Source organism: Curtobacterium sp. B18 (genome assembly GCF_000333375.1).
GTDB lineage: Bacteria > Actinomycetota > Actinomycetes > Actinomycetales > Microbacteriaceae > Curtobacterium.
The window spans coordinates 1-15,240 of the sequence record NZ_BACZ01000287.1 but is presented as its reverse complement, the minus strand read 5'-3'; the positions used below and the strand labels follow the sequence as shown (position 1 = coordinate 15,240).

Below are 15,240 nucleotides of genomic sequence, written 5' to 3'. Positions count from 1 at the left end.
CGACGAACGCCCCGAGCTCGACCCCGAGCGACCCGGCGAGCTGGGCGTAGCGGACCGCGACCCCGGCGTCGGACGCCGTGCCGAGCCGGAACTCGACCGTCAGCACCGCGCCCCGTCGCCCGTGCTTGAGCGTCGAGGTGCGGTAGCCGAGCGCCAGCTCGGCCGCTGGCACCCACGCGCGCTCCCCCGTCGACGCGTCGAGGAACTCGATCCGGGTGAGCACGTCGGACAGTTCGACACCGTAGGCGCCGATGTTCTGCACGGGGGCGGCGCCGACGGTGCCCGGGATGCCGCTCAGCGCCTCCAGGCCCGTCCAGCCGCGTTCGACGGTCGTCGCGACGAACGTGTCCCACGGCTCGCCGGCCGCGACGCGGACGGTGACGCCGTCGCCGTCGGACTCGTGCTCCACGCCGGTCGTGCGGACGAGCACGACGGTGCCGTCGAAGCCGTCGTCGGCGACGAGGAGGTTGCTGCCACCTCCGAGGACGAGCCATTCGTCGTCGTCCCACGCCGTGGTGACGTGTGCGACGAGCTCGTCGGTCGTGGTCGCGGTGAGCAGCCGCGCCGCGGAGCCCCCGACGCGCAGCGTCGTGAGGTCGGCGAGCACCGGCTCCGTCACGGTCAGCGGAACGCCACCGTGACCTGCGCCTTGCCGAGCACGGTCTGCCCGGCGGCGGTCACGGTGAGGTCGATGCGCTGCGGGCGGCCGTCGTCGTCGACGGTGCCGACCTTGGCGACGACGCCGACGGTGGCGCCCTGCTCCGGGTCGACGACCACGGGACGGGTGAAGCGCACGCCGTAGCGGACGACCCAGCCGCGGTCGCCGAGCCACTCGGACACCGGCTGGACGGCGAGGCCCATGGTGAGCATGCCGTGCGCCAGGACGCCGGGGAGCCCGACCGAGGCCGCGACGTCGTCCCGGTAGTGGATCGGGTTGAAGTCGCCGGACGCACCGGCGTAGCGGACGAGCGAGTCGCGGGTGATGTGGACCTCGCGCTCGGCGACGACCGTCCCGACCTCGAGCGTGGTCACGGGTGCGGCGGTCATGCGTCGTCTCCTCGGACCACGAGGGTGGAGGTCGCCGTGACGACGTGCTCCCCCGCGGCGTCGTTCATGGTGCTCTCGGCGGTGACCATGGCGTTGCCGCCGAGCGTCTTCACGCTCGTCACCGTCAGCGTCGCGGTGAGCTCGTCACCGGCGACGATGGGCCGCTCGTAGGTGAAGGCCTGCTCGCCGTGGACGACGCGCGAGAAGTCGATGCCGGCGTCGGGTTCGGCGAGAAGCTGGGCGAGCGTGGCCTCCTGCACGACGACCGCGAAGGTCGGCGGGGCGACGACGTCGTCGTACCCGGCGGCGCGGGCGGCGTCGGGCTCGTGGTGGATCGGGTTCGTCGCGAACACGGCGCGGGAGAACTCGCGCACCTTCTCACGACCGACGAGGTAGGGCGCAGCCGGCGGGAACGTCCTGCCGACGAGCTCGGGGTTCACTGACACGTCCGGCAGTCTACCGACGCCCACTCGGGGGCCGGTGTTGATGAGTATGCATCGGCTATGCTGGTGGGACGCGGTTCGGGGGAACCGACGCCGGTCTTCTGGGGATGGGGAGGAACGATGGACCACACGACCGAGTTCGCCGTGCACACGGGCGATCGGTGCACGGCGATGGAAGCCGCGGGTGCCGCACTGCAGCGGGCCGGCCACCACGTCGAGTCGACCGGCGGCACGCTCACGGCCACGACCGGGAACCGGCTGCTCACGATCCTGCTCGGTGCGCTCGTGCACCCGTCGCGGGAGTTCCGACGGTACGAGCTGTCGACGACCGTCACGGGGACGTCGACCACGATCACGCTGCGGCACTCCGGGCACGGCACGGCGGTGTCGGGCGGGGAGATCGGTGCGAAGCGGCGGCACGACGCCTGGCGCAGCACGGCGGGCGTGATCGAGCGGGCGCTGCGGCAGGCGGGCGTCCTGAGCGGGCGGTAGCGCGGGGCGCGGCAGCGATCGGCGTCGGCCGACCGGCGGGAGGCAGCGCGGGGCGCGGCGGCGCCGATCGGCGTCGGCCGACCGGCGGGAGGTAGCGCGGGGCGCGGCGGCACCGATCGGCGTCGGCCGACCGGCGGGAGGTCGCGCGGGCAGGCAGCCCGGCCGGCCGGCCCGAGGTGGCCACCGCTGCGCGCTGCGCCCCGTGACGAACACCGCGCCCCGTCCCGGCGGGGCGCGGCGGCGCCGATCGGCGTCGGCCGACCGGCGGGAGGTCGCGCGGGCAGGCGGCCCGGCCGGCCAGCCCGAGGTGGCCACCGCTGCGCGCTGCGCCCCGTGACGAACACCGCGCCCCGTCCCGGCGGGGCGCGATGTTCGGAGCGGGGTGCGGACGCGGGCTGATGCCTCGGCGTCCCCCGGCGCGCCCGCGCACGTTCGAACCATGGAGACGACGTCGAACCAGGTCGCGGCCCTGGCTCGATGTCCGGAACGTGGTTCGACGTCGGCACCCGCCGGCAGCCGGCACCCGCCGAGCAGGCACGACACCGGCGGGTCGCGCGCGCCCAGCACGGCGCGCGACCACGCCCCGAGAACGACGAAAGCCCGGCGAACGGATCGCCGGGCTTGCGGTAGCGAGGGCGGGACTTGAACCCGCGACCCCACGATTATGAGTCGTGTGCTCTAACCAACTGAGCTACCCCGCCAAGGATCCGGCGCGACTGCCGCGCCGGGTCGGAGCCCCGAGTCAGGATTGAACTGACGACCCCTTCCTTACCATGGAAGTGCTCTACCACTGAGCTATCGGGGCATGTGCCGCTCGGCGGCACCACACGAGGATAGCAGACCCGCGACGGTGGTCAGGAACCGGGCGTGACGCCCGGGCGTGCCGCGCGGAACCGCTAGTTCGCGTTCGCCTTGAGCCACGCCAGCGGGTCCACCGGGACGCCGTCCACGTGGACCTCGAGGTGCAGGTGCGGGCCCGTCGAGTTGCCCGTGCTGCCCACCAGGCCGAGCTCGTCGCCGACCTCGACCTGCTGGCCCTTGACGACCTTGAAGGAGTTGTCCTCCATGTGGCCGTAGACGCTGACGAACTGCTTGCCGTCGACGTCGTGCTCGACCCAGACGTCGTTGCCGAAGCCACCGTCGTTCGCCTGCACCTTGATGACCGTGCCACCGGCGATGACCCGGATCGGGGTGCCCTCGCCCGGCGCGAAGTCGACGCCCATGTGGTTCGTGGAGCAGAACGAGCACCCCTCGACCTGGCGTCCGCCGAACCCGGAGGTGATCGGGACGCCCGTGAGGAACGGCCACTGGATCGTGCCGTTCGGGTCGTTCGTGAAGCTCGAGGCGTCGACGTTCTTGTACTGCGTGGCCGAGGACACCGAGTACTGGTCGCGGTTCGTCTCGGCGTCGGCCGCACCCGCACCGACGCTGAGGGACTGCGTGGCACCGGACACCGAGGTCCGCGCGGACGACGAGCCGGGCTCCGGCGTGTAGAGCGCCTGGGCCGGCAGGGACGTCGAGACGACGAGGCCCGCGACGAAGAGCAGGGCACCGACGGCGGTCACACGTGAGGCAGCTCGCCGGAACGACGCCCCCTGCGTCCGCGTGTGCGGGACGGTCGACGGTGCAGCAGCCACGGCGGGCCGGGTGGACCGGTCCGTCCGGGCGATGTGCCGGGTGGCGCGGTCGACGTGGGGTGCGACGGGAGCCGCGGCGCGCGCGGGGCGACGGGACGCCGGCACCTGGCCGAGCACACGTCGGGTGCCGGCGGCGGAGCGCACGGTCGCCGCGACCGCGGGCCCCGCGGCCACGACCGGCGACGATGGTGCCGGCGGCGTCACGGGCGAGGCCGTCGACGCGGGCATGGCCGGCGACGCCGGCGCGAGGTCGATGGGCGACACCGGAGCGGCCGGCGTCGCGGGTGTCCCCGGCGTGACGAGCTCGTCGAAGGCCGGCTCGGCGAGCGCGGGCCGGGAGGCGCTGCTCGCCTCCGCCACGACCGTCGCGTGCTCGACGTCGGCCGGCACTCCCCCCGCCGTCGCCGCCGCGCGTTCCGCCTCGATGCGGGCCCGTCGGGTCAGGTGGACGACCGGTGCGGGATCGTCCGCTGGGCCGTCGGTGTGCACGGGCGAGAGGGGAGAGTGGGGCATGTGTTCGGCGTGGATCCTGATCGGGGCGATGTGCGCTCGTTGGTAACGAGCAGATAACGGGACCCGAGAACGGTAGCAGGACGCCTACCGTGTCGCCAGTCCTCGCCCGGACCACACGGCTCCCCCAGAGTGAGGGGACGGGGTGTTCACGCCCCGAGCACGGACTCCTCGAGCCGCTGGAGGAGCGCCGCGAGCTCGTCCACGACGGCGGGTGCGGCGAAGAGGAACGACCGCGTCCCGCCGGCCTCCCAGATGCGGGTCTCGGCCCCGGCCTCGCGCGCGACGATCGAACCGGCGGCCATGTCCCACGGGTTGATCCCCCGCTCGTAGTACGCGTCCACCGTGCCCGCCCCGACCGCGCAGCAGTCGAGCGACGCCGCTCCCCCGCGGCGGATGTCGCGCACCTCGCCGATGAGTCCGGCGAGCACCCCGACCTGCTGCCGGCGACGCTCGGCGGTGTACCCGAACCCGGTGGCGACGAGCGTCTCGGCGAGTGACGCGGGTGCGCCGACACGGAGCGGTGCACCGTCCCGCGTGGCGCCCTCACCCACGGCGGCGCGGTGGACGACGCCGGTGGCGGGTGCGACGACCACGCCGGCGATCGGCTCCCAGCTGGTCGGGTCGGCCGGGCCGCGGACGACGCCGATGCTCACCCCGTACTCGGCGCTGCCGTAGAGGTAGTTGACGGTCCCGTCGATCGGGTCCACGACCCAGGTGACCCCGGAGGTCCCGGAGCCGGTGCCGGACTCCTCCCCGAAGAAGGCGTCGTCCGGCCGGGCCGTCGCGATCCGCGCCCGGATGAGCGCCTCGACCTCGCGGTCCGCCGCCGTCACCACGTCGACGACGCTCGACTTCCGGTCGGCGACCTCGACCCCCTCGGCCCTGCGGCGAGCGGCGAGCGCTGCTGCTTCGCGGGCGATGGACTCGGCGAGGTCGGCGAACCGGGCGGGGGTGAGGTCGGAGGGCATGCGACCATCCTCGCGGAAACGGAAAGGCCCCGTCCGATGTGGACGGGGCCGTTCCGATGGTGGCAAGTGAGGGATTCGAACCCCCGAAGGCTACGCCGGCTGATTTACAGTCAGATCCCTTTGGCCGCTTGGGTAACTTGCCGTGTGCGCTCCCAGCCGGTGTGGTCACCAACCGGAGGCGCGCAAGAAAGCATAGCCGATCCGGGACCGTGCTCGTGACCACCGCAGGCCGGTCCGTGGGTGCCGAACCGCGCCTCCCGTCCGCCGATAGGCTGTCCCGCATGGCAGACAGCTCCTTCGACGTGGTCAGCAAGGTCGACAAGATGGAGGCGGAGAACGCCCTCAACCAGGCCGCCAAGGAGATCGAACAACGGTACGACTTCAAGGGTGCCGACGCGTCGATCGCCTTCAGCGGCGAGGACGTCCTCATCAAGGCGAACTCCGAGGAGCGCGCCAAGGCCGTCCTCGACGTCCTCCAGAGCAAGGCGATCAAGCGCAACATCAGCCTGAAGAGCCTCGACGCCGGTGACCCCTACCCGTCCGGCAAGGAGTACCGCATCGAGGTGAAGTTCAAGAACGGCATCGAGCAGGACGTCGCGAAGAAGATCGGCGCCTTCCTCCGGGCCAACGCCCCGAAGAGCGTGAAGAACCAGATCCAGGGCGACGAACTGCGCGTCTCCTCGAAGAGCCGCGACGACCTGCAGAACACGATCCAGCTCCTCAAGGGTGAAGAGTTCGACGTGCCGCTGCAGTTCATCAACTTCCGCTGATCCGCCGACCGCCGCCGTGGAGCACTGGCTCAGCGTCCTGATCACGGTCCTCCTCGTCCTGTTGGACCTGGCGATCCGCGTCTTCTCGATCATCTACGTCCCGATCAACCGGAAGCCGCAGACCGCGACGGCCTGGCTCCTGGCGATCTTCCTCATCCCCTACATCGGGTTCATCGTCTTCCTGGTCATCGGGTCGACGAAGCTCCCGCACGCCCGGCGTGAGAAGCAGACCGAGATCAACGCGTACATCCTCGAGCAGACCGAGGGGATCGAGCGCGTGCGGCGGGACCACCCGTGGCCGGCCTGGCTGGACAGCGTCACCCGTCTGAACCGCGAGCTGGGCGCCATGCCCCTCGTCGGCGGCAACTCCGCGGAGCTCTACCCCGACTACGACGAGTCCATCGCCGAGATGACCCGGGCGATCGACGAGTCCCGGCGGTTCGTGCACGTCGAGTTCTACATCGCGACGCTCGACGACACCACGCGGCCGTTCTTCGAGGCGCTCGCCCGGGCCCAGGCCCGCGGGGTCACCGTGCGCTTCCTGCTCGACCACTGGGCGAGCCGGGGCTACCCGGGCTACAAGGACACCCTCGCGTTCATGGACCGCGCCGGCATCGAGTGGCACCTCATGCTGCCGCTCCTGCCGTTGCAGGGGAAGTTCCAGCGCCCCGACCTGCGGAACCACCGCAAGATCATGGTCATCGACGGCCGGGTGGCGTTCACCGGGTCGCAGAACCTCATCGACAAGTCGTACGACCTCAAGTCCCACATCGACAAGGGCATGCAGTATAAGGACCTCTTCGCCCGGTTCGAGGGGCCGGTGGTCGCCGGGTTGAACGCGCTGTTCGTGACCGACTGGTACAGCGAGACCGACGAACTGCTCCTCCGCGAGAGCGATCCCGTGCAGCGGGCCGACCGCGGCGACGCGCTCGACTGCCAGGTCGTGCCGTCCGGCCCCGGGTTCGACGGCGAGAACAACCTGCGCCTCTTCAACGCGCTGCTCTACTCGGCGCAGCAGAAGGTGTCGATCACCTCGCCGTACTTCGTGCCGGACGACTCGATGCTCTACGCCATCACCACCACGGCGCAGCGCGGGGTCGAGGTCGAGCTCTTCGTCGGCGAGATGGGCGACCACGCGATGACCTGGCACGCGCAGCGCTCCTACTACGAGGGGCTGCTCCGGGCCGGCGTGAAGATCTGGTTGTACCGCGCGCCGACGATCCTGCACGCGAAGCACTTCACGATCGACGACGACGTGGCCGTCATCGGGTCGAGCAACATGGACATGCGGTCGTTCAGCCTCAACCTCGAGGTCTCGGTCATGGTGCGGGGCAGCCGGTTCGTGGACGCCCTGCGCGAGGTCCAGGCCGCCTACAAGGAGCACAGCTTCAAGCTGACGCTGGACGCGTGGGAGGACCGGCCGCGGCGGTCGAAGGTGCTCGACAACGTCGCGCGGCTCACGGCGGCGCTGCAGTAGCGGGCGGGCCAGGAGGCGCGGGTCGGCCCCGGCGCGGGGCGCGGGCGGGGCGCGGGGCGCGGGGCGCGGCTGGGGCGCGGGGGCGTCTCGCGCCCAGCACGGTGCGAGTTTGTTCGGCCGGTGCGCCGGTGACCGCACCGTGCGGAGCTACAACGCCGCACCGAGCGATCGCCGGGGCACGGGATCGCCGAAGCCGCACCGTGCGGAGTCGACCAGCCCGTGCGAGGTCGGCCAAGCCGTGCTCCAGTGACCGCGCCGTGCGGAGCTACAACGCCGCACCGAGCAACCGACGGGGCACCGGATCGCCGAACCCGCACCGTGCGGAGTTGGACATCCCGCGCGATGACGACCAAGCCGTGCTCCAGTGACCGCGTCGTGCGGAGTCGACCACCCCGCCTGAGGTTGGCCAAGCCGTGCGCGGGTGACCGCACCGTGCGGGGCTACAACGCGGCACCAAGCGATCGCCGGGGCACGGGATCGCCGAAGCCGCACCGTGCGGAGCCGGGCACCCCGCGCGAGGTCGGCCAAGCCGTGCGCCGGTGACCGCACCGTGCGGGGCTACAACGCCGCACCGAGCGATCGCCGGGGCACGGGATCGCCGAAGCAGCACCGTGCGGAGCTGGCCACCCCGTGCGAGGGCGGCCGGCAGCGCGGCCGGCAGCGCGGCCGGTCAGCGCGACTCGGGCACCATGCGGGTGAGCCGGGCGGTCAGACGTTCGAGGGGGCCACGCCCGAAGAACCGCCGCCAGAGCATCGCGAACACGACCGAGCCGATCGCGAACCACCCCCACGCGGCCGCTGACTCCGGGTACTCGGGCAGCGCCGCGAGCACGACGAGGTGCCCCGCGTACACCGTGAGCGGCATCGACCCGACCGCCGCCAGCGGGTACCCCATGCGGCGCACGACCTCACCCCGACCGTCGAACACGAGCGTGCAGAGCGCGATGACGGCCACGGCCACCCCCGCGGTGCCCACCACGTCGACGATGGACGACGAGTGGTCCCGGGGCGACAGGAACAGCTGCGCGGCGGCCTCGGCGGCGGTGCTCCCCTCCCCCGCGTACGGCACACCGGGGAACGCGAACCCGGCATCGGCGGGCACCGGCGCGACCGCGTTGCCGACGAGGTACGCGACGACGGCCGCCACCGTGCCGGACGCGAGGACGACCACCTGGGTGCGCCGCGCCTCCAGTCCCGCCCTGGCGAGGGCGAGACCGACCAGGACGTACGCCAGGAAGGTGACCACGGGGGTAGACGAGGCCGAGCTGAACCTCCCAGGTGCCCGCCCCGGCGTATAGCGGGGCGATTCCGATCGCGACCACAGGCGAGGCACGGCGCACACCGCGGGAGCACAAGCAGCCAGCGGGCGCGGACCCGAGCACCGGGAACGGCGAGCAGGAACAGGACGCCTTAGGTGGGAGGATCACGTAGACCGGGGTCTCCAGGGCCATCAGAAGCAGCCCGACGGCGACGACCACGACCGCGCGGACGGCGAGCCTGGCGCGGACGCGGCCGATCCTCGGCGGGCCGGGCGGTGCGGTCCGACCGCTCGTCAGGCCGATCGAGACGCCGGCGAGCACGGCGAAGAGCGACGAGGACCGGCCGTGTGCGACGGCCGCCCAGGTGCCGGGGTCGGACCAGTCGACCTGGTCGGCGATCCCGCCGACGTGGGTCGCCATCATCCCGAGGAGCGCCAGTGCGCGCGCGACGTCGACACCGTCGAGCCGGACCCCGGACGCGGACACGCCCCGCAGCGCGGTGGGCGGCGCGGGGCGTGCGGTCGTCATGGCGGGCGCGTCGTGCCGGTCAGCTCGTCGCCGAGCCCGTGCGCGCGTCGACGCGACCGAGGGACACGTCGACCATCTCGTCACGCGGGACGACCTTGATGCGCTCGCGACCCTCGGGTGCGCCCAGGGCGAGCTCGTGGGCATCGAGGTTGTGCCAGCCGTCGAGGTCGGTGTACTCGACACCGCGCTCGGCGAGCAGCGCCGGGATGGCACCTTCGGACGGGTCGGCGGGCGTCCACCAGCTCGCCTGGTCGTTCACGATGTGCTGCACGGTCTCCATCGCGTCGGACTTGGTGTGGCCGATGAGCCCGACCGGTCCGCGCTTGATCCAGCCGGTCGCGTAGACCCCCGGGATCTGCTGGTTGTCGTCGCCCAGGACCTGGCCCTCGTGGTTCGGGATGACCCCGTGCCGCTCGTCGAACGGGACGCCGGGCAGGGGTGAGCCGAAGTAGCCGACGGCCCGGTAGACCGCCTGGACCGGGATCTCGCGGACCTCGCCGGTGCCCTCGACGCCGCCCTGGCCGTTGGGCCGGGTGCGCTCGTAGCGGATCGCGGTGACGGACCCGTCCTCGCCGACGATCTCGAGGGGCTTCGCGTAGAAGTGCAGGTGCAGCCGGCGGCTCGCCTGGCCCGTCTCGCGGGTGCGCCACTGCTCGAGCACGCGGTTCATCACCATGACCTGCTTGTTCGTGGCGATGGCGGTCTTCGAGGCCTCATCGTGGTCGAAGTCCTCGTCGTAGACGATCATGTCGACGTCGCGGAGTTCGCCCAGCTCGCGGAGCTCGAGCGGCGTGAACTTCACCTGCGCCGGACCGCGGCGACCGAAGACGTGCACGTCCGTGACCGGGGACGCCTTGAGGCCCTCGTACACGTTCGCGGGGATCTCGGTCGGCAGCAGGTCGTCGGCGTGCTTGGCGAGGATGCGCGAGACGTCGAGGGCGACGTTGCCGTTGCCGATGACCGCGACGCTCGAGGCGGTGAGCGGCCAGGTGCGCGGGACGTCGGGGTGCCCGTCGAACCAGCTGACGAACTCGGCGGCCCCGTAGGACCCGTCGAGCTCGACCCCGGGGACGTCGAGGTCGGCGTCCTTGATCGCGCCGGTCGAGAACACGACCGCGTGGTAGTGCTGCTTGAGGTCGTCGAGGGTGATGTCCTCGCCGAAGCGGACGTTGCCGAACAGGCGGACGACACCGCGGTCGAGCACGTCGCGCAGGGCGTTGATGATCCCCTTGATGCGCGGGTGGTCCGGGGCGACGCCGTAGCGGACCAGACCGTATGGGGCCGGCAGCTGTTCGAACAGGTCGATCGACACGTCGTGGCCGTGGGCCTCGCGCAGCAGGATGTCGGCGGCGTAGATGCCGGCGGGGCCTGCGCCGACGATGGCGACTCGGAGGGTGGGCACTGATCGTCTCCAGTTCGTTCGGGTGCGGTGCTCCCGAGGTGGTCGAGGGGGTCGAGGGGCGGGGCCGTCGGCCACCGCGGTGGTGCCGCGCTAGCGGCTGCGTTCGACGACGGACTCGGCGAAGCGGACGAGGGCCCGCTTGACCGTGCCGTCCGGCAGGGGTTCGAGGGCGTCGACGGCGTCCATCGCCCAGCGGACCGCGACGGCGCGCGTGGCGGCGGTGGCCTCGTGTTCGCGCAGTGCCGCCACCGCCGACTGGTAGGGCGTCGAGTCGACGACGTCGTCCGGCGCGGCGTTCACGTCACGCTCGATGCGCTCGAGCAGGTCCACCGCGTCGGGCGCACCGGTCGCGGCGAGCCGCTTGAGCTGCAGGAGCGGGAGGGTGTCCACGCCGGCACGCAGGTCGTTGCCGGCGATCTTGCCGGTCTTGTCCTTCGCGGGGGCGAGGTCGATCACGTCGTCCACGAGCTGGAACGCCACGCCGACCTTCTCGCCGAAGGTGCCGACGGCGTCGAGGTAAACGCGGTCCGCTCCGGAGAACATGACGCCGGCGCGGGCGGCCGTCGCGATCAGGGAACCGGTCTTGTCGCTGAGCACCTGGATGTAGTGCTCGACCGGGTCGTCCTCGGGCTGCGGGCCGGTCGTCTCGTGGAGCTGGCCCATGCAGAGCCGCTGGAAGGTCTCGGCCTGCATCCGGATGCCCTCGGTGCCGAGGTCCGCCGTGATGAGGCTGGCGCGCGCGAACAGCAGGTCGCCGGTCAGGATCGCCACGTTGTTGCCGTAGGTCACGTGCGCCGCGGGGACGCCGCGCCGGACCGGCGCCTCGTCCATCACGTCGTCGTGGTACAGCGACGCCAGGTGCGTCGTCTCGATGCTCACGGCGGCCTTGACGACCGCGTCCGTGACGCCGTCGCCGAGCTGGGCGATGAGGAGCGTCAGCGTCGGACGGATCCGCTTGCCACCCGCCGACAGCAGGTACCGGCTCGTGGTGTCGGCGAGGGTGTCGGTGGAGCGCATGGCGTCCTCGAGCCCCCGCTCGACGAGCTCGAGACCGTCGTCGACCGCGGCGATGAACCGGCGTTCCGCGGGCGTTGCGAACAGTCGCTCGCCGATGCCCAGCGATGCGCGGAGACTCGGTGCGCGACGTGCGACCGGGACGCTCGGATTCAAGTGCTGCTCCGTGTTCGGGGGTGGAGGGACCGGTCAGGCGTCGGTCGGGTCGACGCTCGGCTGCTCACCGGTGTGCTGGTGCGCACGACGGGCCTTGGCGCGTCGTGCGACGGATTCACGGACCTCGCCCGCGACCGGCTTGCGACCACGGTGCAGTGCGACGATACCCGCCGTGAGGTTCCGGTAGGCGACGACCGAGAACCCGACGCCGCGCAGCCACTGGCTGAGGACCTGCTGGTCGGGCCACGCCTCGATCGACTCGGCCAGGTAGCGGTAGGCCGCCGGGTTGCTGCTGGACAGCCTGGCCACACCCGGGAGGACCCGCTTGAGGTACGTGCCGTACCCGAAGCGGAGCAGCGCCAGCGGGGGCGTGGAGAACTCGCAGATGACGACGCGGCCGCCGGGCTTCAGGACCCGGAGCATCTCGCCGAGGGCCTGCATCGGGTCGTTCACGTTGCGCAGCCCGAAGGAGATCGTCACGGCGTCGAAGGTGTCGTCGTCGAAGGGCAGCTGCTCGGCGTTGCCCTCGACGAAGGTGATCTCGGGGTGGCGTTCATGACCGACGGCGATCATGCCGGCGGAGAGGTCGAGCGCCGTGACGTCGGCACCCTTCTTCGCGAACGCCGCCGCACTCGTGCCGGTCCCCGCGGCGATGTCCAGCACCTTCTCGCCGGGCTGGGGATCGACCGCGCGGACCGTCGCGACACGCCACAGCGGAGCGTTGCCCGCCGAGAGGATGTCGTTCGTGAGGTCGTACTTCGCGGCGACGTCGTCGAACATGGCCGCCACCTCGTCCGGCCGCTTGTTCAGGTCCGCTCTGCTCACCCACAACATCCTAGAGGTCGCGCCCGGACGTTCCCCGCGTGGCGCGTACGATCGGTGGCGTGACCCGAACCACCACGGCGGCCCCACCGCTGACGGTCTCGACCCGGATCCTCGACGATCCGGGCGCCGTCCTCCGCCACACCCTCCGGGACAGCCCGCTCGCGTTCGTCCGGAACGGCGACGGCATCGTCGGGATCGGCGAGGCGGTGCGGTGGACGTTCAGCGGCCCGGACCGGATGCGCGAGGCCTCGGCGGCGTGGCGGTCGCTCGTGCAGGAGGCCGTCGTCGACGACCCCGTGCAGCTGCGCGGCACCGGACTCGTCGCCTTCGGGTCCTTCGCCTTCGCCGACGACTCGGCCGAGACGAGCGTGCTCATCGTCCCGCGCGTCGTGATCGGTCGGCGCCGTGGGAAGGCCTGGCTCACCGCCGTCGACACCACGCTCGCCCCGGAGCCCCTCGCCTTCACCCGCACCTCGGTGCCGGTCCCGCATGTCGGGCCGCACGTGTCCGTGACGCTCGGCCCCGGCGCCGTCGACGAGGACGCCTACGCCGCGAAGGTCGCCGACGCCGTCCGCCGGATCGCGGCCGGCGACGCCGAGAAGGTGGTGCTCGCGCGGGACCTCGTCGGGACGCTGCCCGACGGGGCCGATCGCCGGGCGATCCTGCTCGACCTCGCCGAGGCGTACCCGCAGTGCGTCACGTTCGCCGTCGACGGGATCATCGGTGCCACACCGGAGACCCTCGCCCGGACCGACGGCACCCGGCTCTCGGCTCGCGTGCTCGCCGGCAGCGCGGCGCGCGGCACCGACCCGGTGTCCGACCGGGCCGCCGCCGAGGCCCTCGCCGCGAGCACGAAGGACGTCGAGGAGCACCGGTTCGCCATCCAGAGCCTGCTCGCCGCGCTCGCCCCGATCGCCTCCGAGCTGCGCGCCGACCCGGAGCCGTTCCGGTTGCAGCTGCCGAACCTGTGGCACCTCGCGACCGACGTGCAGGCCACGCTGCCCGTCGGGACGACCTCGCTCGACGTCGCGGACGCCCTGCACCCGACGGCTGCCGTCGCCGGGACCCCGACCGACGTGGCCGTCCGGCTCGTCGCCGAGCTCGAGGGGGTCGATCGCGGGCGCTACGCCGGACCGGTCGGCTGGCTCGGCGCGAACGGTGACGGCGAGTGGATGCTCGCCCTCCGGAGCGCACGGATCACCGAGGACGGCACCGTGCGGGCATGGGCGGGCGCGGGGATCGTCGCGGGATCCGACCCGGCCCGCGAGGTTGCCGAGACGACCCTGAAGTTCCGCCCGGTCACCGACGCACTCGCCTAGTCGGGCCAGGAGGCGCGGTGCCGGCCCGGCACGTCGGCCGCCGCTCGACGCGGTGCCGGTCCGACAGGTCCGCTCAGTCGGCCAACGGCACCTCGATGACGACGCGCTCGGCGGGGTCCGTCAGCACCCGCTCGAGGTCGCCCCAGGTCTCGGCACGCCGGTACGTCCACCCGAGCCCGGTCACCACCGGTTCGACGTCGACGTGCTGCGGGGTGGTCATCATCCGGCGCATGTCGGCCTCCGGCGTGGTCGCCGCGACCTCGAGCCCGCGGAAGATCGCTCCCCCGCCGTCGTTCCCCACGACGACCTGCACGCGGTGCCGGTGCTCCTCGGTGCCGGTGACGAGCGCCCCGAGGTCGTGCAGGAGCGTCAGGTCGCCGAGCAGCACACGGGTGGTGCCGACCGAGGCCGTGGACCGTTCGAGGGCGGCGGCGATCCCCAGCGCGGTCGAGATCGTCCCGTCGATGCCCGCCAACCCCCGGTTCGCGTGCACCCGGATCGCCTTGCCCGGGACGTGCCCGTCGGCGGCGCGGATGATCTGCGAGGCGCCGAGCACCAGGCGGTCGTGCGGCCAGGTCGCACCCCAGACGGCGTCCGCGAGCATGGTTCGGTCGACCGCGCGGCGGCGGAGCGCCACCTCGTCGCGGAGGAACTTGTTCCGCTCGGCACGGTCGCTGGACCGCTTGGCGTCGAGGTCGGGTCCGGCGTCGCCCCCGCCGAGCAGCGCGCGGCTCGCGGAGACCCACCGCCCGACCCAGGCACGGTGCTCCGGCCGGGTGCGGCCCGTCACGCGGACGTCGGACACGACGGTGGTCGCGGCGTCCGGCCGGGAGGCGCGGGCCGGGTCGTAGGGATCGGCCCCCGGTCCGCGGACCACGAACGTCTCGACGTCGGCGCGCTGCAGGAGGGCCGGGACCTCGCGGCTGAGGGTGGGGTGCCCGAGCACGACGGCACGGCGGACCGCGCCGCCGAAGTCCGGGTCGCCGAGGAGCGCACGGTAGGCGACGACGAGGTTCCGCCCGAACCGCGCACCGCTCGACACCTCGGCGATGAGCGGCGCACCGAGCTCCCAGGCGATCCGTTCGGCGTCCGCCCCGGCGTCGTGCCCGGCGATGACGATGGTCGCGGGCTCGTCGTCCGGCGTGAGGTCGACCACGGGCAGACCCGTGTGCACCCGCCGGGTGGCGAAGGCGAGGTCGACCTCGTCGTCGGGCACCGGCTGGACCGCCCCCTCGCCGAGCCCGGCGGAGAGCGGCTCGCGGAACGCGACGTTGAGCTGCACCGGACCGGGCTGCCCCGTGTGCCCGGCGGCCGCGGCGACCACCTCGCGCACGAGTCCCCGGACGGCGTCCGCGTCGACACCGGCGGAGGTCGGCGCCTCGACGTCGCG

The 15,240-nt window shown here is 72.7% G+C and carries 14 protein-coding genes, 3 tRNA genes and 1 pseudogene; 4 read left to right on the top strand and 14 right to left on the bottom strand.

Features of this window, described 5'->3' with window-relative positions; all coding sequences use genetic code 11:
• From I5E_RS07610 to I5E_RS07600, 3 genes are all read right to left on the bottom strand, one after another.
• The coding region (locus I5E_RS07610; RefSeq protein ID WP_022906455.1) for a UDP-N-acetylmuramate dehydrogenase at positions 1-619 on the bottom strand (619 nt) is incomplete at its 3' end.
• 2 nt (positions 620-621) lie between these two features.
• Positions 622-1,047 (bottom strand): MaoC/PaaZ C-terminal domain-containing protein, encoded by a 426-nt coding sequence (locus I5E_RS07605; RefSeq protein ID WP_022906454.1) that lies wholly within the window; start codon positions 1,045-1,047, stop codon positions 622-624.
• Positions 1,044-1,493, bottom strand: a complete 450-nt coding sequence (locus I5E_RS07600) for a MaoC family dehydratase N-terminal domain-containing protein (protein WP_083857901.1) — start codon at positions 1,491-1,493, stop codon at positions 1,044-1,046. Before I5E_RS07600 ends, I5E_RS07605 begins: the two co-directional genes overlap by 4 nt.
• 117 nt (positions 1,494-1,610) lie before the next feature.
• Between I5E_RS07600 and I5E_RS07595 the strand changes: the two genes are divergently transcribed.
• Complete coding sequence (locus tag I5E_RS07595; RefSeq protein WP_022906452.1) at positions 1,611-1,982, top strand: hypothetical protein; 372 nt, start codon at positions 1,611-1,613, stop codon at positions 1,980-1,982.
• A 627-nt stretch (positions 1,983-2,609) separates the two neighbouring features.
• On the opposite strand, the gene I5E_RS07590 is transcribed toward I5E_RS07595, so the two are convergent.
• The 5 genes from I5E_RS07590 to I5E_RS07570 form a co-directional block, all read right to left on the bottom strand.
• Positions 2,610-2,683 (bottom strand) — tRNA-Met (locus tag I5E_RS07590).
• 32 nt (positions 2,684-2,715) lie between these two features.
• Positions 2,716-2,787 (bottom strand) — tRNA-Thr (locus I5E_RS07585).
• Between the two features lie 91 nt (positions 2,788-2,878).
• A complete protein-coding gene (locus tag I5E_RS07580; RefSeq protein WP_042723685.1) occupies positions 2,879-4,132 on the bottom strand; it encodes a peptidoglycan DD-metalloendopeptidase family protein in 1,254 nt (417 codons plus the stop codon).
• A 146-nt stretch (positions 4,133-4,278) separates the two neighbouring features.
• On the bottom strand, positions 4,279-5,100 hold the full coding sequence (locus I5E_RS07575; RefSeq protein WP_022906449.1) for an inositol monophosphatase family protein: 822 nt from the start codon (positions 5,098-5,100) through the stop codon (positions 4,279-4,281).
• Between the two features lie 57 nt (positions 5,101-5,157).
• Positions 5,158-5,242, bottom strand: a tRNA-Tyr gene (locus tag I5E_RS07570).
• A gap of 139 nt (positions 5,243-5,381) precedes the next feature.
• Between I5E_RS07570 and I5E_RS07565 the strand changes: the two genes are divergently transcribed.
• On the top strand, positions 5,382-5,870 hold the full coding sequence (locus tag I5E_RS07565) for a YajQ family cyclic di-GMP-binding protein (RefSeq protein WP_022906448.1): 489 nt from the start codon (positions 5,382-5,384) through the stop codon (positions 5,868-5,870).
• A 16-nt stretch (positions 5,871-5,886) separates the two neighbouring features.
• Complete coding sequence (gene cls / locus I5E_RS07560; RefSeq protein ID WP_022906447.1) at positions 5,887-7,347, top strand: cardiolipin synthase; 1,461 nt, start codon at positions 5,887-5,889, stop codon at positions 7,345-7,347.
• A 670-nt stretch (positions 7,348-8,017) separates the two neighbouring features.
• On the opposite strand, the gene I5E_RS26290 is transcribed toward cls, so the two are convergent.
• The 5 genes and pseudogenes from I5E_RS26290 to I5E_RS07535 form a co-directional block, all read right to left on the bottom strand.
• Positions 8,018-8,593 (bottom strand): DUF418 domain-containing protein, encoded by a 576-nt coding sequence (locus I5E_RS26290; protein WP_022906446.1) that lies wholly within the window; start codon positions 8,591-8,593, stop codon positions 8,018-8,020.
• A gap of 205 nt (positions 8,594-8,798) precedes the next feature.
• Positions 8,799-9,134, bottom strand: a pseudogene (locus I5E_RS26945) (heparan-alpha-glucosaminide N-acetyltransferase domain-containing protein); the annotation flags it as partial.
• A gap of 19 nt (positions 9,135-9,153) precedes the next feature.
• Positions 9,154-10,536, bottom strand: coding sequence for an FAD-dependent oxidoreductase (locus I5E_RS07545; protein WP_022906445.1), 1,383 nt, complete (start codon positions 10,534-10,536; stop codon positions 9,154-9,156).
• 90 nt (positions 10,537-10,626) lie between these two features.
• Positions 10,627-11,706 (bottom strand): polyprenyl synthetase family protein, encoded by a 1,080-nt coding sequence (locus I5E_RS07540; RefSeq protein ID WP_022906444.1) that lies wholly within the window; start codon positions 11,704-11,706, stop codon positions 10,627-10,629.
• A 33-nt stretch (positions 11,707-11,739) separates the two neighbouring features.
• Positions 11,740-12,531 carry a demethylmenaquinone methyltransferase gene (locus I5E_RS07535; RefSeq protein ID WP_022906443.1) on the bottom strand — a complete coding sequence of 264 codons (792 nt, stop codon included), beginning with the start codon at positions 12,529-12,531 and terminating at the stop codon, positions 11,740-11,742.
• A gap of 59 nt (positions 12,532-12,590) precedes the next feature.
• Between I5E_RS07535 and I5E_RS07530 the strand changes: the two genes are divergently transcribed.
• Positions 12,591-13,850 (top strand): isochorismate synthase, encoded by a 1,260-nt coding sequence (locus tag I5E_RS07530; protein ID WP_031261816.1) that lies wholly within the window; start codon positions 12,591-12,593, stop codon positions 13,848-13,850.
• 73 nt (positions 13,851-13,923) lie between these two features.
• On the opposite strand, the gene I5E_RS25305 is transcribed toward I5E_RS07530, so the two are convergent.
• Positions 13,924-15,240, bottom strand: a 1,317-nt coding sequence (locus I5E_RS25305; protein WP_022906441.1) for a 2-succinyl-5-enolpyruvyl-6-hydroxy-3-cyclohexene-1-carboxylate synthase, incomplete at its 5' end; no start/stop codon positions are given.

Excerpts from the sequence above, each read along its gene's own strand:
- I5E_RS07575 (WP_022906449.1), bottom strand. The coding sequence starts at position 5,100 with ATGCCCTCCGACCTCACCCCCGCCCGGTTCGCCGACCTCGCCGAGTCC.
- I5E_RS07565 (WP_022906448.1), top strand. The coding sequence starts at position 5,382 with ATGGCAGACAGCTCCTTCGACGTGGTCAGCAAGGTCGACAAGATGGAG.
- I5E_RS07595 (WP_022906452.1), top strand. The coding sequence starts at position 1,611 with ATGGACCACACGACCGAGTTCGCCGTGCACACGGGCGATCGGTGCACG.
- I5E_RS07605 (WP_022906454.1), bottom strand. The coding sequence starts at position 1,047 with ATGACCGCCGCACCCGTGACCACGCTCGAGGTCGGGACGGTCGTCGCC.
- I5E_RS07580 (WP_042723685.1), bottom strand. The coding sequence starts at position 4,132 with ATGCCCCACTCTCCCCTCTCGCCCGTGCACACCGACGGCCCAGCGGAC.